This is a genomic window from Pseudomonas sp. KBW05 (genome assembly GCF_003852405.1).
Lineage (GTDB): Bacteria > Pseudomonadota > Gammaproteobacteria > Pseudomonadales > Pseudomonadaceae > Aquipseudomonas.
Map to the genome: position 1 here is coordinate 15,508 of NZ_QAJM01000050.1, position 26,786 is coordinate 42,293.

16 protein-coding genes are annotated in these 26,786 nt (G+C 62.0%); 11 read left to right on the forward strand and 5 right to left on the reverse strand.

Annotated elements, in window-relative coordinates; genetic code table 11:
- Window positions 1-51 precede the first annotated feature (51 nt).
- Window positions 52-1,341: a glycosyltransferase gene (locus tag DBR46_RS28670; RefSeq protein ID WP_124529562.1), complete on the reverse strand. Its 1,290-nt coding sequence runs from the start codon at window positions 1,339-1,341 to the stop codon at window positions 52-54.
- Between the two features lie 158 nt (window positions 1,342-1,499).
- Here DBR46_RS28670 and tpx point away from each other — a divergent pair, with 158 nt between their 5' ends.
- The 7 genes from tpx to DBR46_RS28705 all read left to right on the forward strand — a co-directional run bounded on the left by tpx (window position 1,500) and on the right by DBR46_RS28705 (window position 14,398).
- Window positions 1,500-2,000, forward strand: a complete 501-nt coding sequence (tpx, locus tag DBR46_RS28675) for a thiol peroxidase (RefSeq protein WP_124529564.1) — start codon at window positions 1,500-1,502, stop codon at window positions 1,998-2,000.
- A gap of 232 nt (window positions 2,001-2,232) precedes the next feature.
- Window positions 2,233-3,537, forward strand: a complete 1,305-nt coding sequence (locus DBR46_RS28680; protein WP_124529566.1) for an MdtA/MuxA family multidrug efflux RND transporter periplasmic adaptor subunit — start codon at window positions 2,233-2,235, stop codon at window positions 3,535-3,537.
- On the forward strand, window positions 3,534-6,635 hold the full coding sequence (locus tag DBR46_RS28685) for an MdtB/MuxB family multidrug efflux RND transporter permease subunit (protein WP_124529568.1): 3,102 nt from the start codon (window positions 3,534-3,536) through the stop codon (window positions 6,633-6,635). Before DBR46_RS28680 ends, DBR46_RS28685 begins: the two co-directional genes overlap by 4 nt.
- Entirely contained in the window at window positions 6,632-9,739 is a 3,108-nt protein-coding gene (locus DBR46_RS28690; protein WP_124529570.1) for an efflux RND transporter permease subunit, read from the forward strand. Before DBR46_RS28685 ends, DBR46_RS28690 begins: the two co-directional genes overlap by 4 nt.
- Window positions 9,736-11,187, forward strand: a complete 1,452-nt coding sequence (locus tag DBR46_RS28695; RefSeq protein ID WP_124529572.1) for an efflux transporter outer membrane subunit — start codon at window positions 9,736-9,738, stop codon at window positions 11,185-11,187. The genes DBR46_RS28690 and DBR46_RS28695 overlap by 4 nt, the downstream gene beginning before the upstream one ends.
- Window positions 11,188-11,500: 313 nt before the next feature.
- Window positions 11,501-13,597, forward strand: coding sequence for a bifunctional diguanylate cyclase/phosphodiesterase (locus DBR46_RS28700; RefSeq protein ID WP_124529574.1), 2,097 nt, complete (start codon window positions 11,501-11,503; stop codon window positions 13,595-13,597).
- Between the two features lie 54 nt (window positions 13,598-13,651).
- A complete protein-coding gene (locus DBR46_RS28705; protein ID WP_124529576.1) occupies window positions 13,652-14,398 on the forward strand; it encodes an SDR family oxidoreductase in 747 nt (248 codons plus the stop codon).
- A gap of 122 nt (window positions 14,399-14,520) precedes the next feature.
- Here the strand turns inward: DBR46_RS28705 and mapR are convergent, their stop codons facing one another.
- From mapR to DBR46_RS28720, 3 genes are all read right to left on the reverse strand, one after another.
- Window positions 14,521-15,930, reverse strand: a complete 1,410-nt coding sequence (gene mapR / locus DBR46_RS28710) for a GntR family transcriptional regulator MpaR (protein ID WP_124529578.1) — start codon at window positions 15,928-15,930, stop codon at window positions 14,521-14,523.
- 175 nt (window positions 15,931-16,105) lie between these two features.
- Window positions 16,106-17,521: a cytochrome c oxidase accessory protein CcoG gene (gene ccoG, locus DBR46_RS28715; protein WP_124529580.1), complete on the reverse strand. Its 1,416-nt coding sequence runs from the start codon at window positions 17,519-17,521 to the stop codon at window positions 16,106-16,108.
- A 184-nt stretch (window positions 17,522-17,705) separates the two neighbouring features.
- Window positions 17,706-17,945: a DUF3203 family protein gene (locus DBR46_RS28720; RefSeq protein WP_124529582.1), complete on the reverse strand. Its 240-nt coding sequence runs from the start codon at window positions 17,943-17,945 to the stop codon at window positions 17,706-17,708.
- Between the two features lie 121 nt (window positions 17,946-18,066).
- Here DBR46_RS28720 and DBR46_RS28725 point away from each other — a divergent pair, with 121 nt between their 5' ends.
- The gene (locus DBR46_RS28725) at window positions 18,067-18,558 is read left to right on the forward strand and encodes an MgtC/SapB family protein (protein ID WP_124529584.1); all 492 of its coding nucleotides are present in this window, start codon (window positions 18,067-18,069) and stop codon (window positions 18,556-18,558) included.
- Here DBR46_RS28725 and DBR46_RS30395 read toward each other — a convergent pair.
- Window positions 18,536-18,712, reverse strand: coding sequence for a hypothetical protein (locus tag DBR46_RS30395; protein WP_177414138.1), 177 nt, complete (start codon window positions 18,710-18,712; stop codon window positions 18,536-18,538). The genes DBR46_RS28725 and DBR46_RS30395 overlap by 23 nt on opposite strands.
- A 204-nt stretch (window positions 18,713-18,916) precedes the next feature.
- Here DBR46_RS30395 and DBR46_RS28730 point away from each other — a divergent pair, with 204 nt between their 5' ends.
- The 3 genes from DBR46_RS28730 (at window position 18,917) to glgB (ending at window position 26,654) form a co-directional block, all read left to right on the forward strand.
- Window positions 18,917-20,905 carry an alpha-1,4-glucan--maltose-1-phosphate maltosyltransferase gene (locus DBR46_RS28730; RefSeq protein WP_124529586.1) on the forward strand — a complete coding sequence of 663 codons (1,989 nt, stop codon included), beginning with the start codon at window positions 18,917-18,919 and terminating at the stop codon, window positions 20,903-20,905.
- Window positions 20,906-21,078: 173 nt separating this feature from the next.
- Window positions 21,079-24,426, forward strand: a complete 3,348-nt coding sequence (treS, locus tag DBR46_RS28735) for a maltose alpha-D-glucosyltransferase (protein ID WP_124529588.1) — start codon at window positions 21,079-21,081, stop codon at window positions 24,424-24,426.
- Window positions 24,423-26,654, forward strand: a complete 2,232-nt coding sequence (gene glgB, locus DBR46_RS28740; protein WP_124529591.1) for a 1,4-alpha-glucan branching protein GlgB — start codon at window positions 24,423-24,425, stop codon at window positions 26,652-26,654. Before treS ends, glgB begins: the two co-directional genes overlap by 4 nt.
- The last annotated feature ends 132 nt before the right edge of the window (window positions 26,655-26,786 follow it).

A 26,786-nucleotide genomic window follows, 5' to 3' on the forward strand; every position in this document is an offset into this window, starting at 1 on the left:
GTTGCGACCCGAATAATGCCCCTATGTGTGTAAGGCTGCCAGCGCCGATGTTTATACGACGCGGTTTTTTGCTTCGATCCACTGCGACATGTATTGCGTACTTTTATGGGCATGGTGACGCAGCATGCTGCCGGTAAAGTTGTCCCGGCGATGGGCGGCCAGGTTGTTCCGGCATTGCTCAAGGCATGCCACCAGCGCCGGGGCGTGGCGGGTGACGTCGTAACGCCGCGCGAGTAACTGGCGGCCCTGTTCCTGGGCCGCGGTCCAGCGCTCGCGGTCCTGATACAGCGCCACGGCGGCCGTGGCCAGTGCCGCCGCGCTCTGCTCGATGGCGCCCGGCCACGGTTGCTCATCGCCCATGGCTTCGGCCCCGATCGGCGTGGTGACATTTGGCGTGCCGCAAAGCATGCCATCCGCCAGCTTGCCCTTGATCCCGGCACCAAAACGCAATGGCGCCAGGCAGATACGCGCGGCGCCCATGACCTGCAACGCATCCTCGGCCCAATTCATCACATGAAACCCCTGCGCCGGATTGTGCAGCGCAGTGGCCTTGGGCGGCGTGTAGGAACCGTAGATGTGCAACTGGGCGCCCGGCAGTTGCTGGCGAATCAGCGGCCACAGGCTGTTCTTCATCCACAGCACCGCATCCCAGTTGGGGGCGTGACGGAAGTTGCCGATGCTGAGGAAGTGCGCGCGGTCTTCAAACGGTGTAAAGGGCGCAGTGGGCACCTCCAGCATCAGCGGGCACCAGTGGAGCAGGGCGGCGGGCACCTTGAACTGCTCGGTGAGCAGGCGGGCTTCGACGTCGGAGATCATCAGGCTGATGTCGCAGCGGTAAATCGCCGCGATTTCGCGCTTGGCGATGTCGGTGTCGGCCATCAGCTCGAACTCTTCCTTCAGGGCCGGGGCAAAGAGGGCGCTGAAGTCGTCGCTGTCGGGGTGGGCCTTGAGGTGCTGCTTCAGGCGCTGCTGGCGCGCGTCGCGCAGGCTTTGCAGGTCGCAGGTTTCCAGGACCCGCAGGGCATCGGGGCAGTGTTTTTCGACGCGCCAGCCGAACTGTTCTTCCATCATGAAACGGTCGAACAGCACGATATCCGGGGCCAGTTCGCGGATAAAGTCATCGAAGCTGCTGTTATTGAGTTCGATGGCGCATTCGGCGATGCCCAGCACCGAGAGATCAGCCTTGTGCTCGCCCAGTGCGGCGGGGCTGCTGAAGGTAATGTCCCAACCTTGCGTAAGAAAGGTTTCGAGTATTTGCATCATATGCCCGCCCGCGGCCGAGGAACGGGGTTCCGGCCAGACATAACCAATGACCAGGACTTTGGTGGCAGGCTGATTCATCAACAACGGTTTCCTTGAAGGAGGGGCGAAAAGCGCGCAATTAAACCACAACCACGTCGCATGACAATTTGTGTCTGGCGGTAGGTAGTCATCGCGCTTTGTGGTTAACTTCCGCCTCTCGAATTCGTTTAACCCAACACAGCAAAAGGATTCCGTTCATGGCTCAAGTCACTCTCCGTGGTAACCCGGTGCAAGTTGAAGGCGAACTGCCACAAGTCGGCACCCAAGCCGCTGACTTCACCCTGACTGCCGGCGATCTGTCGGACGCCACCCTGGCCACTTTCGCCGGCAAGCGCAAAATTCTCAACATCTTCCCAAGCGTCGATACCCCGACCTGCGCCACCTCGGTGCGCAAGTTCAACGCCCAGGCCAATGACGTGGCCAACACCGTTGTACTGTGCATCTCCTCGGATCTGCCATTTGCCCAAGCGCGTTTCTGCGGTTCCGAAGGCCTGGAAAACGTGAAGAACCTGTCGGACTTCCGCAGTGCCGCGTTCTCCGAAGACTACGGCGTGAATATCGTTGATGGCCCGCTGCGCAGTCTGACCGCCCGTGCTGTCGTCGTACTGGACGAAAACGATAAAGTCCTGCACAGCGAACTGGTCGCCGAAATCGGCCAAGAGCCAAACTACGAAGCAGCCCTGGCTGTTTTGAAGTAACTGTATCTGCGTATGACTGTCGTCTGGCAGTAACACGCGTGCTACATGATTGCGGCCTGGCCTAGTCCAGGCCGTTTTCATTTAAGGGTCAAACGCTTAGCTGAATTAGCCAATGGACTAAAGTCAGAAGTTAAAAGTTGTAAGCCCAAGGTAAATAGCCGGTAAAGGCGCTTCTCTAAACGCGCTCCAGTGCTTATCTTTCAGCCTCCCAAAGAAGAAGCTCTCGCGCCCAATGGTTGATCAATCCATGCAATCGTCCCCCCGTAAGTCCCGCCGCTGGCTGTTTGGCCTGCTTGTGCTGCTGGTTATCGCCGGCCTGTGCTGGAAATTCTGGCCCGCCAGCCACAAGGACGCCGCCGCCCAGGCGCCGGCCGGGCGTGCCGGCAAGTCGGGGATGATGCGCCCGGGCTTCGGTGGTGCTGCCGGCCCGGTGCCGGTGCGTGTGGCCCCTGCGGTGCTCGGCGAGTTCCCGGTGTACTACAAGGCTTTGGGCACTGTTACGGCGCTCAATACCATCAATGTGCGCAGCCGGGTGGGCGGTGAGTTGGTGAAGATCGCCTTTGAAGAAGGGCAGATGGTCAAGGCTGGCGACCTGCTGGCCGAGATCGACCCGCGCAGCTACCAGAACGCCTTGCTCCAGGCCCAGGGCACGCTGTTGCAGAACCAGGCGCAGTTGAAAAACGCCCAGGTGGATGTCGAGCGTTATCGCGGCCTGTATGCCCAGGACAGTATTGCCAAGCAGACCCTGGACACCGCCGAAGCGCTGGTCCTGCAATACCAGGGCACGGTCAAGACCAACCAGGGCGCGGTGGATGACGCCAAGCTCAACCTGGAATTCACCAAGATCCGCGCGCCCATCGGAGGCCGTGTCGGCTTGCGCCAGGTGGACGTGGGCAACCTGGTGGCGGCGAACGACACCACATTTATCGCTGTGATTACCCAGACCCAACCGATCAACGTGGTCTTCACCCTGCCGGAAAACACTCTGGACACTGTGCTCACCCGCTACCACGCCGGCAACAAGCTGCCCGTGGAAGCCTGGGACCGTGGCGACGTGAAACAACAGGCCGTGGGTGTGCTGCAAAGCCTCGACAACCAGATCGACGTGACCACCGGTACCCTGAAATTCAAAGGGCGCTTCGATAACAAGGACCAGGCGCTGTTCCCCAACCAGTTCGTCAACGTGCATTTGCTCGCCGACACCCTGCACAACGTGGTGCTGGCGCCGTCTGCGGCGATCCAGTTCGGCAATAGCGGCACGTTTGTCTACAAGCTCGATGGCGACAAGAAGGTCAAGATCCAGCCGCTGGTCATCGGTGACACCGATGGCGACAACACCGTGATCAAAGAAGGCCTGGTGGCCGGCGATCGCGTGGTGTTGGAAGGCACCGACCGCCTGAAGGACGGCACGGAGATCGAAGTGGTCAACGACAGCACCGAAGTGCTGACCACCCCGACCGAACACCTGCAAGGCAAGCCGGCGGCGAAAGGGGAGACCGGCACCACCGCCGGCAAGGCGCAAAAGGTCGGTTCATGAACCTGTCGCGGCTGTTTATTCTTCGCCCGGTCGCCACCACGCTGAGCATGCTCGCCATTGTGTTGGCCGGCATCATCTCGTATCGCTTGTTGCCGGTGTCGGCGTTGCCCCAGGTGGATTACCCGACCATCCGCGTGATGACCCTGTACCCCGGCGCCAGCCCGGACGTGATGACCAGCGCCGTCACCGCGCCGCTGGAGCGCCAGTTCGGGCAAATGCCCGGTCTTACGCAGATGGCGTCCACCAGCTCCGGTGGCGCGTCGGTGCTGACCCTGCGCTTCAACCTCGACGTCAACATGGACGTCGCCGAGCAACAGGTGCAGGCCGCGATCAACGCCGCCACCAACCTGTTGCCCAAGGACCTGCCGGCGCCGCCGGTGTACAACAAGGTCAACCCGGCGGATACCCCGGTGCTGACCCTGGCCGTCACCTCCAAGACCATGTTGCTGCCCAAGCTCAATGACCTGGTCGATACGCGCATGGCGCAAAAGATCGCGCAGATCAGCGGCGTCGGCATGGTTAGCATCGCCGGCGGCCAGCGCCAGGCGGTGCGTATCAAGGTCAACCCCGAGGCCCTGGCGGCCAACGGCCTGAATCTGGCGGATGTGCGCACCCTGATCGCCGCGTCCAACGTCAACCAGCCCAAGGGCAATTTTGACGGCCCGACTCGCGTGTCGATGCTCGATGCCAACGATCAACTGGTCTCGCCCCAGCAATATGCCGAACTGATCCTGGCCTATAACAATGGCGCGCCACTGCGTCTGAGAGACGTGGCGCAGATCGTCGACGGTGCCGAAAACGAGCGCCTCGCCGCCTGGGCCAATGAAAACCAGGCCGTGCTCCTGAATATCCAGCGCCAGCCGGGCGCCAACGTGATCGAGGTGGTGGACCGCATCAAGGCGTTGCTGCCGAGCATCACCGACAACCTGCCGGCCGGCCTCGACGTGCTGGTGCTCACCGACCGCACCCAGACCATCCGCGCCTCGGTCACCGACGTGCAACACGAATTGCTCATCGCCATTGCCCTGGTGGTGATGGTGACCTTCCTGTTCCTGCGCCGGGTCAGCGCGACGATCATTCCCTCCATCGCGGTGCCGCTGTCGCTGGTGGGCACCTTTGGCGTGATGTACCTGGCCGGTTTCTCCATCAACAACCTGACGCTGATGGCCCTGACCATCGCCACCGGGTTTGTGGTGGACGATGCCATCGTGATGCTGGAGAACATCTCCCGCTATATCGAAGAAGGCGAAACGCCGCTGGCCGCAGCGCTCAAGGGCGCCAAGCAGATTGGCTTTACCTTGATCTCCCTGACCCTGTCGCTGATCGCCGTATTGATCCCGCTGCTGTTCATGGCCGACGTAGTGGGGCGCCTGTTCCGCGAATTTGCCATCACACTGGCGGTGGCGATCCTGATTTCCCTGGTGGTGTCCCTGACCCTGACGCCGATGATGTGCGCGCGCCTGCTCAAGCGTGAACCCAAGGAAGAGGAACAAAGCCGTTTCTACAAGGCCAGCGGCGCCTGGATCGACTGGATGATCGAAGCCTACGGGCGCAAGTTGCAGTGGGTACTCAAGCACCAGCCGCTGACCCTGCTGGTGGCCATCGCCACCCTCGGCCTGACGGTGGTGTTGTACCTGGTGGTGCCCAAGGGCTTCTTCCCGGTGCAGGACACTGGCGTGATCCAGGGCATTTCCGAAGCGCCGCAGTCGATTTCCTTTGCGGCCATGAGCCAGCGCCAGCAGGAGCTGGCCAAGATCATCCTGGCCGACCCGGCGGTGCAAAGCCTGTCGTCCTATATCGGTGTGGATGGCGACAACGCCACGCTCAACAGCGGCCGTTTGCTGATCAACCTCAAGCCCCACGGTCAGCGTGACTTGAGCGCAGCCGAGGTGATTACCCGCCTGCAACCGGAACTCGACAAGCTGGTGGGCATCCGCCTGTTTATGCAGCCGGTGCAGGATTTGACCATCGAAGACCGCGTGAGCCGCACCCAGTACCAGTTCAGCATGTCGTCACCGGACGCCGACCTCTTGGCGTTGTGGAGCGACAAGCTGGTGCACGCCTTGAGCCAGTTGCCGGAACTCACCGACGTCGCCAGCGACCTGCAAGACAAGGGTCTGCAGGTGTTCCTGGTGATCGACCGGGATGCCGCCTCACGCCTGGGCGTTACGGTGTCGACCATCACCGACGCGCTGTACGACGCCTTCGGCCAGCGGCAGATTTCCACGATCTACACCCAGGCCAGTCAGTACCGCGTGGTGTTGCAGGCGCAATCCGGCGAAACCCTCGGCCCGGATGCGCTGAACCAGATCCACGTGAAAACCACCGATGGCGGCCAGGTGCGCCTGTCCAGCCTGGCCCGGGTCGAACAGCGCCAGGCGCAGTTGGCTATTGCCCATATCGGCCAGTTCCCGGCGGTGATGATGTCGTTCAACCTGGCCCCCGGTGTCGCGCTGGGCAAAGGCGTGGAGCTGATCAACCAGACCCAGAAGGACATCGGCATGCCGGTGGGCGTGCAGACCCAGTTCCAGGGCGCGGCCCAGGCGTTCGAAGCCTCGCTGTCGAGCACCTTGCTGCTGATCCTGGCGGCGGTGGTGACCATGTACATCGTGCTCGGCGTGCTCTACGAGAGCTACATACACCCGATCACCATTCTGTCGACCTTGCCGTCGGCGGCGGTGGGTGCCTTGTTGGCGCTGCTGCTCAGCGGCAATGACCTGGGCATGATCGCGATCATCGGCATCATTCTGCTGATCGGTATCGTGAAAAAGAACGCGATCATGATGATCGACTTCGCCCTCGATGCTGAGCGCAACCAGGGCCTGGACCCGCAAACAGCGATCTATCAGGCGGCATTGTTGCGCTTCCGGCCGATCCTGATGACCACGCTGGCCGCGCTGTTTGGCGCGGTGCCGTTGATGCTGGCCACCGGTTCGGGCGCGGAATTGCGCCAACCCCTGGGCCTGGTAATGGTCGGCGGTTTGCTGGTAAGCCAGGTGCTGACCCTGTTCACCACGCCGGTGATCTACCTGTACTTCGACCGCCTCGGTCGGCGCTGGCGCAAAGAGCCGCAAAGCCTGGAGCCGGTTGAGTCATGAACCTGTCCGGACCTTTCATCCGCCGGCCGGTAGCCACCATGCTGCTCAGCCTGGCGATCATGCTGCTGGGCGGGGTGAGCTTCAACCTGCTGCCGGTGTCACCGTTGCCGCAGATCGACTTTCCGGTGATCGTGGTCTCGGCGAGCTTGCCCGGAGCCAGTCCCGAGGTGATGGCGTCTACCGTGGCGACGCCGTTGGAGCGCTCGTTTGGGGCGATCGCCGGCATCACCACCATGAGCAGCAACTCCAGCCAGGGCTCGACGCGGGTGATCCTCGCGTTCGACTCCGACCGCGATATCAACGGCGCCGCGCGGGAAGTGCAGGCGGCCATCAATGCCTCGCGCAACCTGCTGCCCAGCGGTATGCGCAGCATGCCGACTTACAAGAAGATCAACCCGTCCCAGGCACCGATCATGGTGCTGTCGCTGACCTCGGACGTATTGCAGAAGGGCCAGTTGTACGATTTGGCCTCGACGATCCTTTCGCAAAGCCTGTCCCAGGTGCCCGGCGTGGGCGAAGTGCAGATCGGCGGCAGCTCCTTGCCCGCCGTGCGCATCGAACTCGAACCCAAGGCCCTCGACCAGTACGGCGTGGCCCTCGACGATGTGCGCAACACCATCGCCAATGCCAACCAGCGCCGGCCCAAGGGTTCCCTGGAAGACAGCGAGCGCAACTGGCAGATCCAGGCCAATGACCAGCTGGAAAAAGCCAAGGACTACGAACCGCTGCTGATCCGCTACCAGAACGGCGCGGCCCTGCGCCTGGGCGATGTGGCGAAGATCAGCGACGGCGTGGAAGACCGCTACAACAGTGGTTTCTTCAACAACGAACCGGCCGTTCTGCTGGTGATCAACCGCCAGTCCGGCGCCAACATCATCGAGACCGTCCGCCAGATCAAGGCCCAGCTCCCGGCGTTGCAGGCGGTGCTGCCGTCCAGCGTCAAGCTCAACCTGGCCATGGACCGCTCGCCGGTGATCACCGCAACCCTGCATGAAGCCGAGATGACCTTGCTGATTGCCGTGGCCCTGGTGATCCTGGTGGTGTACCTGTTCCTCGGTAACTTCCGCGCCTCGCTGATTCCGACGCTGGCGGTGCCGGTGTCGCTGGTGGGTACCTTTGCGGTGATGTACCTGTTCGGTTTTTCGCTGAACAACTTCTCGCTGATGGCGCTGATCCTCGCCACCGGGCTGGTGGTGGACGATGCCATCGTGGTGCTGGAGAACATTTCCCGGCATATCGACGACGGCGTGCCGCCGATGAAAGCGGCGTACCTGGGGGCCCAGGAAGTCGGCTTTACCTTGCTGTCGATGAACGTGTCGCTGGTGGCGGTGTTCCTGTCCATTCTGTTTATGGGCGGGATTGTCACCAACCTGTTCCGCGAGTTTTCCATCACCTTGTCGGCGGCGATCATTGTCTCGCTGATCGTCTCGCTGACCTTGACCCCGATGCTCTGCGCCCGTTGGCTCAAGCCCCATGTCAAAGGCCAGATGACCGGCTTGCAGCGCTGGAGCCAGAAGGTCAACGATCGCATGGTCGCCAGCTACGCCACCAGCCTCGACTGGGTGCTGCGTCACCGCCGCCTGACCCTGCTCAGCCTGTTGATCACCGTGGGCGTGAACATCGCGCTGTACGTGGTGGTGCCCAAGACGTTCATGCCGCAGCAGGACACCGGTCAGTTGATCGGCTTCGTGCGCGGCGATGACGGCCTGTCGTTCAATGTGATGCAGCCGAAGATGGAGACCTTCCGCATCGCCGTGCTCAAGGACCCGGCGGTGCAGAGCGTGGCCGGCTTTATCGGTGGCAGCAACGGCACCAACAACGCGGTGATGCTGGTGCGCCTCAAGCCCATCAGCGAGCGCAAGGTCTCGGCCCAGGCGGTGATCGAGCGCCTGCGCAAGGACGTTCCGTTGGTGCCGGGCGGGCGCTTGTTCCTGATGGCCGACCAGGACCTGCAGTTCGGTGGCAGTCGCGACCAGAGCAGTGCGCAGTATTCCTACATCCTGCAGAGCGGTGATCTGGCCGCGTTGCGCCTGTGGTACCCGAAAGTGGTCAGCGCCCTGCGCGAGCTGCCGGAACTGACCGCTATCGACGCCCGCGAAGGCCGTGGTGCGGCGCAGGTCACCCTGATTGTCGACCGCGACCAGGCCAAGCGCCTGGGCATCGACATGGCGATGGTCACGGCGGTGCTGAACAACGCCTACAGCCAGCGGCAGATTTCCACCATCTACGACAGCCTCAACCAGTACCAGGTGGTGATGGAGGTCAACCCGAAGTACGCCCAGGACCCGATCACCCTGAACCAGATGCAGGTGATTACCTCCACCGGCGCGCGGGTGCCGTTGTCGACCATCGCCCATTACGAGAACAGCCTGGCGGACGACCGCGTGAGCCACGAGGGCCAGTTCGCCTCGGAGAACATTGCCTTCGACATGGCGCCCGGGGTCACGGTGGAGCAGGGCACGGCTGCCATCGAGCGCGCAATTGCCAAGGTCGGCTTGCCGGAAGACGTGATCGCGAAGATGGCCGGCACCGCCGATGCCTTCGCCGCGACGCAAAAGGGCCAGCCGTTCATGATCCTCGGTGCCTTGGTGGCGGTGTACCTGGTGCTGGGCATTCTGTATGAAAGCTACATTCACCCGCTCACTATCCTCTCGACCCTGCCGTCGGCCGGTGTGGGCGCGTTGCTGTCGATCTACCTGCTGGGCGGCGAGTTCAGCCTGATCTCCCTGTTGGGCTTGTTCCTGCTGATTGGCGTGGTGAAGAAAAATGCCATCTTGATGATTGACCTCGCCCTGCAACTGGAGCGCCATGACGGCATGAGCCCGCTGGAGTCGATCCGCAGCGCCTGCCTGCTGCGCTTGCGGCCGATCCTGATGACCACCCTGGCGGCAATCCTCGGCGCGCTGCCGCTGTTGCTCGGCACCGCCGAAGGCGCAGAAATGCGCCAGCCCCTGGGCCTGACCATTATCGGCGGCCTGGTGTTCAGCCAGATCCTGACCCTTTACACCACCCCGGTGGTTTACCTCTATCTCGACCGCGCGCGCCATCGCTTCAACGCCTGGCGTGGTGTGCGTACCGATGCTGCCCTGGACACTGCGCTATGACCGATTTTCCTAAGACAAGCCAGAAACTGTTGGTGACGGTGCTGTGTGGCCTGTTGCTCAGCGCCTGCGCCATCGGCCCGGATTACAAGCGCCCGGACGTCGTTGAGCCGGTGCAATTCAAGGAAGCCCAGGGCTGGCGCCAGGCCACGCCAAGCGACGCCCTGGCCCGTGGCGCGTGGTGGGAGTTGTACGGCGACCGTCAGCTCAACGACTTGGTGGTGCGTCTGAATACATCGAACCAGACCGTGGCCCAGGCCGAGGCGCGTTTTCGCCAGGCCCAGGCCCAGGTGCGCAGCGCCCGTGGTGCGTTTTACCCCACGGTTGACCTGAGCGCCGGGAAAACCCGTGCCAGCCAGGGCACCGGCAGCAGTAACGCCAGTCTCAGCAGTTCCAGCAGCGGCATCCGCGATACCCTCAACGCGCAATTGGGGGTGAGTTGGGAAGCGGACGTCTGGGGCAAGTTGCGCCGGGGCCTGGAAGCCAACGACGCCACGGCCCAGGCCAGTTCCGCGGACTTGGCGGCGATGCGCCTGAGCCAGCAGTCGGAGTTGGTGCAAAACTACCTGCAACTGCGGGTGATGGATGAACAGACCCGCTTGCTGCAAGCCACGCTGGACACCTACCAGCGCTCGCTGCAAATGACCGAAAACCAATACCGCGCCGGTGTCTCTGGCAAGGATGCGGTGGCCCAGGCGCAAACCCAGCTCAAGTCCACCCAGGCCAGCCTGATCGACCTGATCTGGCAGCGCGCCCAGCTGGAAAACGCGATTGCCGTGTTGATCGGCGAGGCACCGGCCAACTTCAAGCTGGCGGTGAGCAACGACATCCCGGCGTTGCCGCAGATCCCCGTGAGCCTGCCCTCGCAACTGCTTGAACGCCGCCCGGACATCGCCTCGGCCGAACGCTCGGTGATCGCTGCCAACGCCAATATCGGCGTGGCAAAAGCTGCCTACTACCCGGACCTGAGCCTGAGCCTGGCTGGTGGTTATTCCAGCAGCACCTACGCCGACTGGATCAGCCTGCCGAACCGCTTCTGGTCGGTGGGCCCGAAACTCGCCATGACCCTGTTCGACGGCGGCCAGCGCTCGGCCGAAGTCGATCGCACCGTGGCCAGCTATGACGAGACCGTGGCCAAGTACCGCCAGACCGTGCTGGACGGTTTCCGCGAAGTGGAAAACTACATGGTCCAGCTCAAGGTGCTGGAAGACGAAGCCGTGGTCAGCAATGAAGCGCTGGACGCCGCCCGTGAATCGTTGCGCCTGACCCAGAACCAGTACAAGGCGGGGCTGATTGCTTATCTGGATGTGGTGCAGGTGCAGGCGACGGCGTTGAGTAATGAGCGCACGGTGTTGACCTTGTTGCAGACGCGCCTGGTGGCGAGTGTGCAGCTGATTGCTGCGTTGGGCGGTGGCTGGGATGGCAAGACCACAGTCGACGCAAAGGACTGACAGCTAACACCGACTAAATGTTGGAGTGGGCTTGTGTGGGAGCGGGCTTGCTCGCGAAGGCGGTGGGTCAGCTACTCATCTGGTGACTGACACTCCGTATTCGCGAGCAAGCCCGCTCCCACACAAGCCAGCTCCCACATTTGGACTCAAACAGGTCCGAGATCCGAGGGGTTTTTTAGTCAGCCGATTGGCGTCAAAAAGACCATGATGGCTATGCGCTAATATTTCAACTGTACAAGAATCTTTATCGCTACAATCGCCCGCTTTGCCACCTGGCACGGGCTTTTCAGGCCCGTCAGTCTTGAGAAGTCCCATGCTTATCGGTAGCTATTCTCCCTCACTGGTCGTGATCTCCCTGTTCGTCGCGATCCTCGCGTCCTACACCGCGCTGGACCTGGCCGGCCGCATTGCGACGGCCAAGGGCCGAGCCGTATGGTATTGGATGAGCGGTGGGGCCTTGGCCATGGGCGTGGGTGTGTGGTCCATGCACTTTATCGGCATGCTCGCGCTGCGCTTGCCGTTTGCCCTGGGCTTTGACGTCGGCATTACCGCGTTGTCGTTGCTGATCGCGGTGCTGTCCTGCGGTTTTGCGTTATGGCTGGTCAACCAGCCGCGCTTGCCGGCCTGGCAGTTGGCGTTTGGCGCGCTGGTCATGGGCGCCGGCATCAGCAGCATGCATTACACCGGCATGGCCGCGATGCGCATGACCCCCGGCATCGATTACGACCCTACGCTGTTCAGCGCGTCATTGTTGATTGCGGTAGTCGCCTCCGGCGCGGCGTTGTGGATCGCATTCAACCTGCGGCGCAACACCCCTTATGTGCGCCTGATGCGCGGCGGTGCTGCGGTGGTGATGGGACTGGCGATCGTCGGCATGCACTACACCGGCATGGCGGCCGCGCAATTTGCCGACGAGAGTTACTGCGGTGCGGCGCTGTCGGGTTTGAGTGGCAAGGGCCTGGACAATCTGGTGGTGGTCACCAGCCTGGCGGTTTTGGTGATTGCCTTGCTGACCTCGGTGCTGGACGCCCGCCTAGAGGCGCGCACCTCGGTGCTGGCGGATTCCCTGAGCCTGGCCAATCAGGAACTGACCCACCTGGCCCTGCACGACACCCTGACCGGGCTGCCCAACCGTACTTTGCTCGCCGACCGGATCCAGCAGGCCATTCAAGCCGTCAACGAGAAGGGCGGCTGTTTTGCCCTGATGTTTATCGACCTCGACGGGTTCAAGCCGGTCAACGATGCCTTCGGCCACCACATGGGGGACCAGTTGCTGCGTGAAGTTGGCCTGCGCCTGCGTGAAGACCTGCGCAGCCAGGACACCCTGGCGCGCATCGGCGGCGATGAGTTTGTGTTGCTGGTGCGCCTGAGCCAGCCCGACGACGCGCTGCGTCTCGCCGAGCGCCAGGTGGGCCTGGTCAACCGCGCGTTCAAGGTGGCCGAACATGAGCTGAAAATCTCCGCCAGCGTGGGCATTGCGATCTACCCTGGCAACGGCGGCAACCCCCAGGAACTGCTGATGAACGCCGACGCCGCGATGTACCACGCCAAGGGCATGGGCAAGAACGGCTACAGCTTCTTCGATGTGTCGATGAACACCAACGCGCGCAAACAACTGCAACTGTTGCAGGACTTGCGCAACGCCGTCGAGCAACAGCAGTTTTGCCTGCATTACCAACCCAAGTTCGACGCGGTCAGCGGTATCCCGGTGGGTGCCGAAGCGCTGTTGCGCTGGCAGCATCCGCAACAAGGCTTGCTGTTGCCGGCAACGTTTATCGAGCTGGCGGAAAAGACCGGGCTGATCATTCCGATCGGCGAGTGGGTGCTCAACGAAGCCTGTCGCCAGATGCGCCTGTGGTATGCCCAGGGCTATGAAGACTGGCGCATCGCCGTGAACCTGTCGGCGTTGCAGTTCTGTCACGCCGGGCTGGTCAAGAGCGTGGCCACGGCCCTGGACCGTCACCAATTGCCGGCCAACAGCCTGACCCTGGAAATCACCGAAACCACGGCCATGAGCGATGCCGATGCGAGCATGACGGTGTTGCAGCAGCTGTCGGACATGGGCGTCGATCTGTCCATCGATGACTTCGGCACCGGTTATTCCAGCCTGATGTACCTCAAGCGCCTGCCGGCCAATGAGTTGAAGATCGACCGTGGTTTCGTGCGTGACCTGGAACACGACGGCGATGACGCGGCCATCGTCTCGGCCATCGTCGCCCTGGGCCACGCTCTGGGCTTGCGTATCGTTGCCGAAGGGGTGGAGACCGATGTGCAGCAGAATTTCCTCACACGCCTGGGCTGCAATTCCCTACAGGGCTACTTGCTCGGCCACCCGCTGCCGGCGGAGCGTTTCATGGCCGACATCCAGCGCGCCGAAGAACTCGCGGCGCCTGACAAAAGCCTGGGCTGACGGGTATTCTTGGATCCAACCCTAAACACCCGGTTGGATCAGGAGACCCCACCCATGGACAAAGTCGTCATCATCACCGGAGGCAGCCGCGGGATCGGCGCCGAGACGGCCTTGCTGGCTGCGCGCCAGGGCTATCGTATCTGCATCAACTTCCAGTCCGACGAGGCCGCTGCCCACCGTGTGCTGGAGCAGGTCCGCGCGCTGGGCGCGCAGGCCATCGCAGTGCGGGCCGATGTCAGCATCGAAGATGAAGTGATCGCGCTGTTCAATCGTGTCGATGCCGAGTTGGGGCGGGTCACGGCGCTGGTCAACAACGCCGGCACCGTGGGGCACAAGTCGCGGGTTGATGAGATGTCCGAGTTCCGTATTCTCAAGATCATGAAAACCAATGTATTGGGGCCGATCCTGTGCGCCAAGCACGCGGTGCTGCGCATGTCGCCCAAACATGGCGGGCAGGGCGGCAGCATCGTCAACGTGTCGTCGGTGGCGGCGCGCCTGGGTTCGCCGGGTGAGTACGTGGATTACGCAGCATCCAAGGGTGCGCTGGACACCTTCACCATTGGCCTGTCCAAGGAAGTGGCGGGTGAAGGTATTCGCGTGAACGCGGTGCGCCCTGGTTATATCTTTACGGACTTCCACGCCCTGAGCGGCGACCCGGACCGGGTGAGTAAATTGGAATCGGGTATACCGATGGCCCGTGGTGGGCGCCCGGATGAGGTGGCGGAGGCGATTATCTGGTTGTTGTCGGATAAGGCTTCCTACACCACCGGGACGTTCTTGGATTTGGGGGGCGGTCGCTGATTTTGTATTGACTGCGCTGACGCCTTCGCGAGCAAGCCCGCTCCCACATTTTGAACTGTGAATACCTTCAAATGTGGGAGCGGGCTTGCTCGCGAAGGGGCCAGAGGGGGCGAACCAGTTATTCAGAACGACCGCACAATCCGCCCCAACGTCTCCATCGCCTTCTCCGACGCTTCTGTCCACGGGCTGCCATAGTTCAAGCGAATGCAGTTCCTGAAACGCTGGGTGGCCGAGAAGATCGGCCCCGGCGCGATGCTGATGCCTTGGGCCAGGGCCATCTGGAACAGCTTCAACGAATCGGTCTGCTCTGGCAGTTCCAGCCACAGGAAGTAGCCGCCAGCGGGCTGGCTGACCCGTGTCTGTGCCGGGAAGTAGCGGGCAATGGCGGCGAGCATGGCGCTTTGTTGTTCTTCCAGTGCGTAACGCAGCTTACGCAGGTGGCGGTCGTAACCACCGTGTTGCAGGTAATCGGCAATCGCCGCCTGGGCGGGCATTGACGGGCACAGTGAGGTCATCAACTTCAAGCGTTCGACCTTCTGCGCATAGCGCCCGGCCGCCACCCAGCCCACGCGGTAACCCGGCGCGAGGCTTTTGGCGAAGGAGCCGCAATGCAGCACCAGGCCCTCGGTGTCGAAGGCCTTGGCGGGTTTGGGTGGGTGTTGGCCGTAATACAACTCGGCGTACACGTCGTCCTCGATCAGGGGCACCTGATGGCTGCGCAACAGTTCCACCAACGCCTGTTTCTTGGCTTCCGGCAGGGTGGCGCCCATGGGGTTCTGGAAACTGGTCATGGTCCAGCAGGCCTTGATCGGGTAACGCTCCAGGCTTTGCGCAAGGGCGCCCAGGTCGATGCCGTCGCGTGGGTGTACGGGGATTTCCACGGCCTTGAGCTTCAAGCGCTCCAGCACTTGCAGGCAGGCATAGAACGCCGGAGCCTCGATGGCCACCAGGTCGCCCGGCTCGGTGACGGCTTGCAGGCACAGGTTCAGCGCTTCGAGGGCACCGTTGGTGATCAGCAGCTCCTCCATGGGCAGCATCAGGCCGCCGACCATGTAACGCAGGGCAATTTGCCGGCGCAGTTGCGGGTTGCCCGGCGACATGTCGGTGACCACCAGGCGCGGGTCCATCTCGCGACTGGCGCTGGCCAGGGAGCGGGCCAGGCGGGGCAGCGGGAACAGCATCGGGCTGGGGAATGCCGAGCCGAAAGGCACGGTGTTGGGGTCTTTGATTGAGTCGAGGACGGAGAACACCAACTCGCTGACATCGACTTCGGTGGACTCGTGCACCTGTTCGCTCACTACCGGTTCGGAAAACGGGCTGGGCGCATGGGTGTTGACGAAGTAGCCCGAGCGCGGCCGCGCACGGATCAGGCCGCGGCGCTCCAGCAGGTAGTAGGCCTGGAATACCGTGGACGGGCTGACGCCGTAGGTCTGGCTGGCATAACGCACCGACGGCACGCGCTGGCCGGGGCCCAGGACACCGGAGCGGATCAGTTCTGCAATGTCGTCGGCGAATTTTTCGTAGCGTTTCATGTGGGCCTTAAACAAATTCTTCAAAATGTACACAGAACACATTGTGGGAGCGGGCTTGTGTGGGAGCGGGCTTGCTCGCGAATGCGGTAGGTCAGCCAACTCATCCGGTACTGACCTACCGCCTTCGCGAGCAAGCCCGCTCCCACATTTGGATCTCCACCTATTCAGATAGGTATCAGCGGTTCATTGGCGCCACGAAGCGGCTGTCTGCGGCACTGTAAACCCACGGTTCATCCACATCGGTAACCTTGAAACGCAAGGTCTGCGAGCTGCTGGCCGGTTTATCCGCCAGCAACGCCACTGACACCGGCACATCACTGATTTCTCCCGGCGCCAGGCTGATCTCGGTCTTGCCTTGCAGCTGGAAACCCTCGGCGTCCACCAGTTCGACGCGGTAGTCCTGGCGCTGCTGGGTCTTGTTGATGACCTTGAGGCTATAGATGTTTTCGATCAAGCCCTGGGCGTTCTCGCGGAACATGCCGCGGTCCTTGGTCACATCCAGCGACACCATCGGCCGCTGCACCAAGGCCACCACCAGTGCTGCAATCATCACCAGCAGCACGGCACTGTAGCCGATCAGGCGTGGCCGTAGCAGATGGGTCTTGCCACCTTGCAGTTGATGTTCGCTGGTATAGCTGACCAGGCCACGGGCGTAGCCCATCTTGTCCATGATCGAGTCGCAGGCGTCGATACACGCTGCGCAGCCGATGCACTCCATTTGCAGGCCATCGCGGATGTCGATGCCGGTAGGGCAGACCTGCACGCACAGGTGGCAGTCGATGCAGTCGCCCAGGCCGACGTCGGTGGGTTTAACCTCCCGTTTGCGGGGGCCGCGGTGTTCGCCACGGGCGGCGTCGTAGGAAATGGTCAGGGTGTCCTTGTCGAACATCACGCTCTGGAACCGTGCATACGGGCACATGTGCATGCACACCGCTTCACGCAGCCAGCCGGCATTGATGTAGGTGGCACCGGTGAAAAACAGCACCCAGAACAGGCTCACACCGCCCATTTGCCAGGTCAGCAACTCGGCGGCCAGCGGGCGGATCGGCGTGAAATAGCCAACAAATGTCAGGCCCGTCAGTACGCTGATGCCCAGCCATAACGTGTGCTTGGCCGCGCGCCGCGCCAGTTTGTTCGGGCTCCACGGCGCGGCTTGTAGCTTGATGCGCTGGTTGCGCTCGCCTTCGGTGACTTTTTCGCACCACATGAACAGCCAGGTGAACGAGCTCTGTGGGCAGGTGTAGCCACACCACACGCGGCCGGCAAAGACGGTGATCGCAAACAGGCCGAAGGCGCAGATGATCAGCAGCGCGGAGAGCAGGATGAAATCCTGCGGCCAGAACGTCGCACCAAAGATATGGAATTTACTTTCCGCCAAGTCCCACAGCACGGCTTGGCGACCGCCCCAGTTCAGCCACACAGTGCCGAAAAAGGCCAGGAACAGAAAACCTGCACCGCTCAAGCGCAAGGTGCGGAATAGGCCGGTGAAACTACGGGTGTGTATCAGGTTGTCGCTGGATTTGGCCTTCACCTTCTTTGGGGGGATCGGCTCAAAGGTTTCCACGGTTCGGACGGGGATTCTTTCGCTCATGGTCGTTCGCTCATCAGCCTCCATCAGGCCAATGAACTATGCGCGTGAGACTGTTTGCAGAACAGACTCAGGTATTGCGATAAAAAGCGGATCAGATGCGCTATATACGCGAGCCTGCGTCAATCTGCTGCACCCCGTGGGGCCTGGGGTGCAGCTTGGTTGATGGCGTGCTGATACAGATCAATCAAATGGCCGAACCAGGCTCGGTGACCTTCTTGTGCTGACGGCCATCGGTTGCGCCGGCAACGGTCAAGGCGTCGGCTTCCTGCTCGGTGATGTACACCCGGCCCGCCTCCAGTTCCACGTAGGACATGGCCTTGGGGATGTCCGTACTGACTGTCACGGCGCTGGCAAGCAGGCCTTGTTCCTGGCCGTCATCATTGAGCGTGAAATAGCACGTCTGGTTTTCAATACGCACTGGCATGGCGATCTCCTTCTCAAAGGCTGGTGAACGTTAGGGTTCAGCGCATCACCAAGCGTTCCAGGCAACTGACTGGCGGTCGCTGCTGTCCATCCTTTACCAACCCCCATAAAGGAAAGGTTCCATGGACGCCTGGTGGCATCAAGTGTGGCAAACCTTGCAAGCGGAGTTCGCCGATATCGGGGATGCGAAGCAACTGACCCAGATCACCGTGCGCCTGCTGATCGCCGCCGTGCTCGGTGGCATTCTCGGTTTCGAACGCGAAAGCAAGGGCAAGGCCGCCGGGATGCGCACCCATATGCTGGTGGCGCTGGGTGCGGCTTTGTTTGTGATGGTGCCGCAGATGTCCGGCGATCAGGCGGACGCCATGAGCCGGGTGGTGCAGGGCGTTATCGCAGGGGTCGGCTTTCTCGGCGCCGGCACGATTATCAAGGGCAAGGATGATGAAGAGGGTCACGTCAGGGGACTGACTACGGCTGCTGGCCTGTGGATGACCGCTGCGATTGGCGTCTCGGCCGGTTTGGGCCGGGAATCGACAGCGGTGCTGAGTACGCTGTTGGCGTTGGCAGTGTTCAGCGTGATGCCGAAAATCGTCAAGCGTTTCGAGAAGGGCTAGCAATAACCGGCGGCATCGTGCTCGGCGGCTCTTCCATCGGTGGCGGCTGATTTTCCGGTGGTTCTTTCTCTGGGATCGGCTCCGGCGCGCTGGGCGGCAAGGTCGGGTTGTCGATATTCGGGTCCGGGGTTTCAGCCGGGATCGGGATATTCATCGGTGTGGCCTCCTTTGTGCTTTGCTCTATCGGTGGACAGCGGCCTGGGTGGATTGATTCCCTGCCCGGCGGCGGCACATCCACATGAACTTTTCGCGCAGGCACAGGCTCGGACCTATGACGGTTGCGCTCAGGGAGAGCGCTGGCGTCGCAGAACCCGGATCAAGCAAAGAGCGTCCACTGGGCGTAAGGGGAAGATGCTCGATGACTGCTGAAACACTGGTTCCCAATGCAACTGCATTAGCGCTGTCCCAGGCACTGTTACTGCCCAGGATCGCAATCGAAAGCACCATGCCGGTGATCGACGGCGGCGAATTTGCCGTCAAGGCCGTGGTTGGCCAACGGGTCAACGTCACCAGCAAGGTGTTCGCTGACGGCCATGACCAGCTCGCGGTGCTGATCCGCTGGCGGTCGCTGCAGGACGAAAGCTGGCACAGCGTGGTGATGAGCGATGTGGGCAACAATGGCTGGGAGGGCACGTTTACCGTCACCAGCGAAGGCCCCCATGAATATTGCATTGAGGCCTGGATTGATACGTTTGCCAGCTTCTGCTACGAATTGCGCAAGAAACACGAAGCCGGCGTGCCGGTCAGCCTTGAATTGCAGGAAGGCCGCAGCCTGGTGCTGCAAGCCGCCGAGCGCAGCGACAACGAACTGCGCGACCGCCTGATGTTGCTGCACCACGAACTCTCCGGCCTGCTGGAAACCGAGCAGGTCGCGCGGTTCCTGCACGAAGACAGTGCGCACCAGATGACCCAGGCCGATCACCGTGCTTATTTGAGCATCAGCACCGTGTACCCGATCGATGTCGAGCGCCAGGCCGCGCAATTTGCCAGCTGGTACGAACTGTTTCCCCGTTCGATCACCGACGATCCGGCGCGCCACGGTACGTTCAATGACGTGCATTCGCGGCTGTCGATGATCCATGACATGGGCTTCGACGTGCTGTACTTCCCGCCGATCCATCCCATCGGCCGCAGCCATCGCAAGGGGCGCAACAACGCCCTGACCGCCGGCCCCGATGATCCGGGCAGCCCCTACGCCATCGGCAGCGAGGAGGGCGGGCACGAGGCGATCCATCCGCAATTGGGCAGCCGCGATGACTTCCGTCGCCTGGTCAAGGCCGCCGCCGAGCACGGCCTGGAAATCGCCCTGGACTTCGCCATCCAGTGCTCCCAGGACCATCCGTGGCTCAAGCAGCACCCCGGCTGGTTCAACTGGCGCCCGGACGGCACGATCAAGTACGCGGAAAACCCGCCGAAAAAATACCAGGACATCGTCAACGTTGATTTCTATGCGGCGGATGCCATTCCCAGCCTGTGGATCGAGTTGCGCGACATCGTGCTGGGCTGGGTCGACGAGGGCGTGAAGACCTTTCGTGTCGACAACCCCCACACCAAGCCGCTGCCGTTCTGGCAGTGGTTGATCAGCGATGTGCGGGCCCAGCACCCGGAGGTGATCTTCCTCGCCGAAGCCTTTACTACGCCGGCGATGATGGCGCGCCTGGGCAAGGTCGGTTACACCCAGAGCTACACCTATTTCACCTGGCGCAACACCAAGGCCGAGCTGAGCGAGTACTTCACCCAACTGAATGAATCGCCGTGGCGCGAATGTTTCCGGCCAAACTTTTTCGTCAACACGCCGGATATCAATCCGGGGTTCCTGCACCAATCCGGCCGTCCGGGCTTTTTGATCCGCGCCGCGCTGGCCACCATGGGCTCGGGCCTGTGGGGTATGTATTCGGGTTATGAGCTGTGCGAAGCCGCGCCGGTGCCGGGCAAAGAGGAATACCTGGATTCAGAGAAGTACGAGATCCGTGTCAGAGACTTCACCGCGCCGGGCAACATCATCGCCGAGATTGCCCAACTCAACCGCATCCGCCGGCAAAACCCGGCGCTGCAGACGCACTTGGGCTTGAAGCTGTACAACGCCTGGAACGACAACATCCTCTATTTCGGCAAGCGCAGTGAGGACGGCAGCAACTTTATCCTGATCGCGGTGAACCTCGACCCCTACAACGCCCAGGAAGCGAATTTTGAATTGCCGTTGTGGGAATTGGGCTTGCCGGACGATGCGCAGACCCAGGGTGAAGACTTGATGAATGGCCATCGCTGGACCTGGTATGGCAAGACCCAGTGGATGCGGCTGGAGCCGCAGATGCCGTTCGGGATCTGGCGTATCACCCTCTCTTAAACCCTGTGGAGATCAAAAAATGTGGGAGCTGGCTTGTCGGGCCGCCGCATCGCTGCGATAGCGGTTTATCAGTGCCAACTGTATTGGCTGATGGACCGCTATCGCAGGCAAGCCAGCTCCCACATGGACCGAGTTTCTTCAGGTGGTTTTGAACGTATTTCCAGGAGTTTCCAATGGCGAAGAAACCCACCCCATCCCCCTTCACCCAGGACCCGCTCTGGTACAAGGACGCGGTGATCTACCAGGTTCACGTCAAATCCTTTTTCGATGCCAACAACGACGGTATCGGCGACTTTCCCGGGCTGATCGCCAAGCTCGACTACATCGCCGACCTCGGTGTAAACACCCTGTGGCTGTTGCCGTTCTACCCCTCGCCACGGCGCGATGATGGCTACGACATTGCCGAATACCGCGGCGTCCACAGCGACTACGGGACCCTGGCCGACGCCAAGCGCTTTATTGCCGAGGCCCACAAGCGCGGGCTGCGGGTCATCACCGAACTGGTGATCAACCATACCAGCGACCAGCACCCGTGGTTCCAGCGTGCCCGCAAGGCCAAGCCCGGTTCGGCGGCGCGGGACTTCTACGTGTGGTCCGATGACGACCAGAAGTACGCCGGCACCCGCATCATTTTCCTCGACACCGAGAAGTCCAACTGGACCTGGGACCCGGTGGCCGGCCAGTACTTCTGGCATCGCTTCTATTCCCACCAGCCAGACCTCAACTTCGACAACCCGCAAGTGATGAAGGCCGTGCTGTCGGTGATGCGCTATTGGCTCGACATGGGCATCGACGGCCTGCGCCTGGATGCCATCCCGTACCTGATCGAACGCGACGGCACGAACAACGAAAACCTGCCGCAAACCCACGACGTGCTTAAACAGATCCGCGCCGAAATCGATGCCCACTATCCCGACCGTATGTTGCTGGCGGAGGCCAACCAATGGCCCGAAGACACGCAACTCTACTTCGGCGACGCAAAGGGTGATGACGGCGACGAATGCCACATGGCCTTCCACTTCCCGCTGATGCCGCGCATGTACATGGCGCTGGCCCAGGAAGATCGTTTCCCCATCACTGACATTCTGCGCCAGACCCCGGAGATCCCGGCCAATTGCCAATGGGCGATCTTCCTGCGCAACCACGATGAATTGACCCTGGAAATGGTCACCGACAAAGAGCGCGACTACCTGTGGAACTACTATGCCGCCGACCGCCGCGCACGCATCAACCTCGGCATTCGCCGCCGCCTCGCGCCCCTGATGGAGCGTGACCGCCGGCGCATCGAACTGCTCAACAGCCTGCTGCTGTCGATGCCCGGTACGCCAACCCTGTATTACGGCGATGAAATCGGCATGGGCGACAACATCTACCTCGGTGACCGCGACGGCGTGCGCACGCCGATGCAGTGGTCCATCGACCGCAACGGCGGCTTCTCCCGCGCCGACCCGGCGAGCCTGGTGCTGCCGCCGATCATGGACCCGCAGTACGGCTATCAGTCGGTGAACGTCGAGACCCAGGCCCAGGACCCCCATTCCTTGCTGAACTGGACCCGGCGCATGCTGGCGGTGCGCAAACAATCCAAAGCGTTTGGCCGGGGGCGCTTGAATATGCTCTCGCCGGCCAACCGCCGCATCCTGGCCTACACCCGTGAATTCACTGGCGAGGACGGCCGCACGGAAATCATTCTGTGTGTGGCCAACGTGTCGCGCAGCGCCCAGGCGGCCGAGCTGGACCTGTCGGCGTACGCGGGGATGGTGCCCGTGGAGATGCTGGGTGGTAACGCCTTTCCGCCCATCGGCCAGTTGCATTTCCTGCTGACCCTGGCGCCCTACGGGTTCTACTGGTTTGTGCTGGCGGCGGAAAACCAGATGCCCAGCTGGCATGTCGAACCGGCGCAGAGCATCCCGGATTTCACCACCCTGGTGCTGAAAAAACGCCTGGAAGAACTGCTCGAGCAACCCTGCCGCGCGACGCTGGAAAAGGCCGCGCTGCCTGCCTGGCTGCCCAAACGGCGCTGGTTCGCGGCCAAGGATGTCGCCATCGACAGCGTGCATATCGCCTACGGTGTGCGCTTCGGTGACCCGCAGCACCCGGTATTGCTCAGCGAAATCGATGTGACCAGCGCCGGCCAGGTCAGCCGTTACCAGCTGCCGTTCGGCTTCCTCGCGGAAGACCAGCTCACCAGCGCCTTGCCCCAGCAACTGGCCCTGGCCCGTGTGCGGCGCGCGCACCAGGTGGGGCTGGTGACCGATGCATTCAGCCTTGAGCCTTTTATTCGCGCAGTGATCCAGGGCTTGCAGGCCGGCACGCGGCTGCCTTCCAGCGAAGGCGAGCTGCGGTTTGACGCCACGCCCCACCTGGCCAAGTTGCAACTGACGGACGACGCGCCGGTGCGCTACCTGTCGGCCGAGCAGTCCAACAGCTCGGTGGTGGTGGGCGAAAGCCTGGTGCTCAAGCTGATCCGCAAGGTCGCCAGTGGGGTGCATCCGGAACTGGAAATGAGCGCCTACCTGACCGCCGCCGGTTACCCGAATATTTCGCCGCTGTTGGGTGCCGTGATTCGTCGGGACGGGGCAGGGCAGGACAACCTGCTGATGATCGCCCAGGGTTACCTGAGCAATCAGGGCGACGCGTGGGCATGGACCCAGAACAGCCTGGAACGGGCGATCCGTGATGAACTGGCCGGGGCCATCTCCGAGCAGGAACAGCACTACAACGCCCTCGGCGAGCTGAAGGATTTCGCCGGGTTGCTGGGCCAGCGCCTGGGCGAAATGCATGGGGTATTGGGCGCGGACACGGCTGATCCTGACTTCAAGCCTGAAGTCACTCGGGTCAAAGACACCCAGGCGTGGGCCAAGGATATCGGCGCGCAGATCGACCGCGCCCTGCAATTGCTCAGTCATCACCAAACCCAGTTGAACCCTGCGGACCAGCTGCGGGTCACTGAGATGCTGGCGCAGGAAAAAGCCATCGCCAGGCATGTACAGGCCCTGGCGAAAGCCACGGTCGGCGGGCTGCGCATACGCGTCCACGGTGATTTGCATTTGGGCCAGGTCTTGGTGGTGAAGGGCGATGCCTACTTGATCGACTTTGAAGGCGAACCGGCGCGGCCGCTGAATGAACGACGCGGCAAGCACAGCCCGTATAAAGATGTGAGTGGCGTGCTGCGCTCGTTTGATTACGCGGCGGCGCTGGCCTTGAATGGGCAAGGGCTGGACCATTCGCCCGAAGCCGAGCTGGCGCGCCAGCGCGTGACTGATCGTTACCTGAATGACGCACGTCAGGCATTTATCCAGGCTTATCAGGCAGCTACGTCTACACTGGCGCATGACTGGCAGGAAGCCAATGGCCAGGACGCCGCGCTGACGTTGTTCAGTCTGGAGAAGGCCGCGTACGAAGTGGCCTACGAAGCGGAAAACCGTCCCAGCTGGCTACCGGTGCCCCTGCAAGGGCTGCACCGTTTGTTGAGCGGGCTTGAACCAATATCGAAAACTGCACGCGGTGGGGAGACGTCATGAGCTTTACACATAAAGAACCGCTGCAGCCCAAGTTGACTGCATTGCCGGCGTCCAACGACATCGAATTGCTGGTGCGCGCCGAGCACCCGGACCCGTTCTCGATTCTCGGGCCCCACGATGACGAACAGGGCGGCCAGTTTATCCGCGCCTTCTTGCCGGAGGCACTGAGTGTCCAGGTGCTGGCACGCGACAACGGCGAGCCGCTCGGCAGCCTGGACGCGACCCAGGTGCCGGGCTTGTTTGTCGGGCACTTCACCACGCGCCAGGCGTATCTGCTGAAGATCCAGTGGGCCGGTGGCGAGCAGATCACCGAAGATCCCTACAGCTTCAGCCAATTGTTGCTGGGGGAAATGGACCTGTACCTGTTTGCCGAAGGCAACCACCGTGACCTCAGCAGTTGCCTCGGCGCGCAAGTCACCACGGTGGATGGTGTGCAAGGCGTGCGCTTTGCCGTGTGGGCGCCGAATGCGCGGCGGGTGTCGGTGGTGGGGGACTTCAATATCTGGGACGGCCGGCGTCATCCGATGCGCCTGCGGCATCCGTCCGGCGTGTGGGAGATCTTTATCCCACGCTTGCAACCGGGCGCGGCCTACAAGTACGAGATTCTTGGCGCCAATGGCATCTTGCCGCTTAAGGCTGACCCCTGTGCGCTGGCTACGCAGCTGCCGCCCGACACCGCGTCGAAAGTCGCCGCGCCGTTGCAGGTGGACTGGCAAGACCACGACTGGATGCAATCACGCCTCGACAAGCACAAGACCACGGCGCCACTGTCGATCTACGAGCTGCACGTGGGCTCCTGGCAGTGCGAGCTGGACGAGGCCGGCGAAGTCGCCCGCCAGTACGGCTGGCGCGAGCTGGCCGAGCGCTTGATCCCCTATGTGCAGCAACTGGGCTTCACCCATATCGAACTGATGCCGATCATGGAACACCCGTTCGGTGGCTCGTGGGGCTACCAGGCGCTGTCACAATTTGCGCCGACGGCGCGCTTCGGTTCGCCCGAAGATTTCGCCTACTTCGTCAACGCCCTGCATCAGGCCGATATCGGTGTGATCCTCGACTGGGTGCCGGCGCATTTTCCTACCGATACCCATGGCTTGGCGCAATTTGACGGCACCGCGCTGTATGAATACGCCAACCCGCTGGAAGGCTTTCACCAGGATTGGGACACGCTGATCTACAACCTCGGCCGCACCGAAGTGCATGGTTTTATGCTGGCTTCGGCGTTGCACTGGCTGAAGCACTTCCACGTGGACGGCCTGCGGGTGGATGCCGTGGCGTCGATGCTGTACCGCGATTATTCGCGCAAGGCGGGCGAGTGGGTGCCCAATCGCCATGGTGGTCGTGAAAACCTCGAAGCCATCGACTTTTTGCGGCACTTGAACGATGTCGTCGCGCAGGAAGCGCCCGGCGCGCTGGTGATCGCCGAAGAATCCACGGCCTGGCCCGGCGTGAGCCAACCGACCGAACAGGGCGGCCTGGGTTTCAACTACAAATGGAACATGGGCTGGATGCATGATTCGTTGCATTACATCCAGCAAGACCCGGTGTACCGCGCCCACCATCACAACGAACTGAGTTTTGGCCTGGTGTATGCCTGGTCCGAGCGTTTTATCCTGCCGATCTCCCACGACGAAGTGGTGCACGGCAAACACTCGCTGATCGACAAGATGCCCGGCGACCGTTGGCAGAAGTTCGCCAACCTGCGCGCCTACCTGGCATTCATGTGGATGCACCCCGGCAAGAAATTGCTGTTTATGGGCTGCGAATTCGGTCAATGGCGCGAGTGGAACCACGACCAGCAACTGGACTGGTACCTGCTGCAATACGCCGAACACAAGGGCGTGCAGAAACTGGTGGGCGACTTGAACCGCCTGTACCGCGAGGAGCCGGCGCTGCACGAACAGGATGACGCGCCCCAGGGCTTCCAGTGGCTGATCGGCGACGATGCAATCAACAGCGTCTACGCCTGGCTACGCTGGAGCAAGGACGGCCGACCGGTGCTGGTGGTGGCCAACTTCACCCCGGTGCCCCGTGAAGCGTACGCGGTGGGTGTGCCATTTGCCGGGCGTTGGAGCGAGGTGATCAACACGGATGCCGACACTTATGCCGGTTCGAACTATGGCAATGGGGGTGAAGTGTTCACTCAGGATGAGCCGCGCCATGGGCAACCGGTGTCGTTGACGCTGAATCTGCCACCGCTTGGCGTGCTGATCCTGCGTCCTGAATAACGGCCATCTCCAAGAAGGGCTGATGTTTCTAAAAACCTGCGGGCGTGCAGTGGCGACACGCCCGTGGGAGCTTGACGCAAATTGTCATGTATAGCGTTGGAACAATTTCCTACGGGGTGTCCACACATGGAC

Bases quoted from the DNA above. Each gene is read 5' to 3' on its own strand.
- DBR46_RS28670 (WP_124529562.1), bottom strand. From the start codon at position 1,341: ATGAATCAGCCTGCCACCAAAGTCCTGGTCATTGGTTATGTCTGGCCG.
- tpx (WP_124529564.1), top strand. From the start codon at position 1,500: ATGGCTCAAGTCACTCTCCGTGGTAACCCGGTGCAAGTTGAAGGCGAA.
- DBR46_RS28680 (WP_124529566.1), top strand. From the start codon at position 2,233: ATGGTTGATCAATCCATGCAATCGTCCCCCCGTAAGTCCCGCCGCTGG.
- DBR46_RS28685 (WP_124529568.1), top strand. From the start codon at position 3,534: ATGAACCTGTCGCGGCTGTTTATTCTTCGCCCGGTCGCCACCACGCTG.
- DBR46_RS28690 (WP_124529570.1), top strand. From the start codon at position 6,632: ATGAACCTGTCCGGACCTTTCATCCGCCGGCCGGTAGCCACCATGCTG.
- DBR46_RS28695 (WP_124529572.1), top strand. From the start codon at position 9,736: ATGACCGATTTTCCTAAGACAAGCCAGAAACTGTTGGTGACGGTGCTG.
- DBR46_RS28700 (WP_124529574.1), top strand. From the start codon at position 11,501: ATGCTTATCGGTAGCTATTCTCCCTCACTGGTCGTGATCTCCCTGTTC.
- DBR46_RS28705 (WP_124529576.1), top strand. From the start codon at position 13,652: ATGGACAAAGTCGTCATCATCACCGGAGGCAGCCGCGGGATCGGCGCC.
- mapR (WP_124529578.1), bottom strand. From the start codon at position 15,930: ATGAAACGCTACGAAAAATTCGCCGACGACATTGCAGAACTGATCCGC.
- ccoG (WP_124529580.1), bottom strand. From the start codon at position 17,521: ATGAGCGAAAGAATCCCCGTCCGAACCGTGGAAACCTTTGAGCCGATC.
- DBR46_RS28720 (WP_124529582.1), bottom strand. From the start codon at position 17,945: ATGCCAGTGCGTATTGAAAACCAGACGTGCTATTTCACGCTCAATGAT.
- DBR46_RS28725 (WP_124529584.1), top strand. From the start codon at position 18,067: ATGGACGCCTGGTGGCATCAAGTGTGGCAAACCTTGCAAGCGGAGTTC.
- DBR46_RS30395 (WP_177414138.1), bottom strand. From the start codon at position 18,712: ATGAATATCCCGATCCCGGCTGAAACCCCGGACCCGAATATCGACAAC.
- DBR46_RS28730 (WP_124529586.1), top strand. From the start codon at position 18,917: ATGACTGCTGAAACACTGGTTCCCAATGCAACTGCATTAGCGCTGTCC.
- treS (WP_124529588.1), top strand. From the start codon at position 21,079: ATGGCGAAGAAACCCACCCCATCCCCCTTCACCCAGGACCCGCTCTGG.
- glgB (WP_124529591.1), top strand. From the start codon at position 24,423: ATGAGCTTTACACATAAAGAACCGCTGCAGCCCAAGTTGACTGCATTG.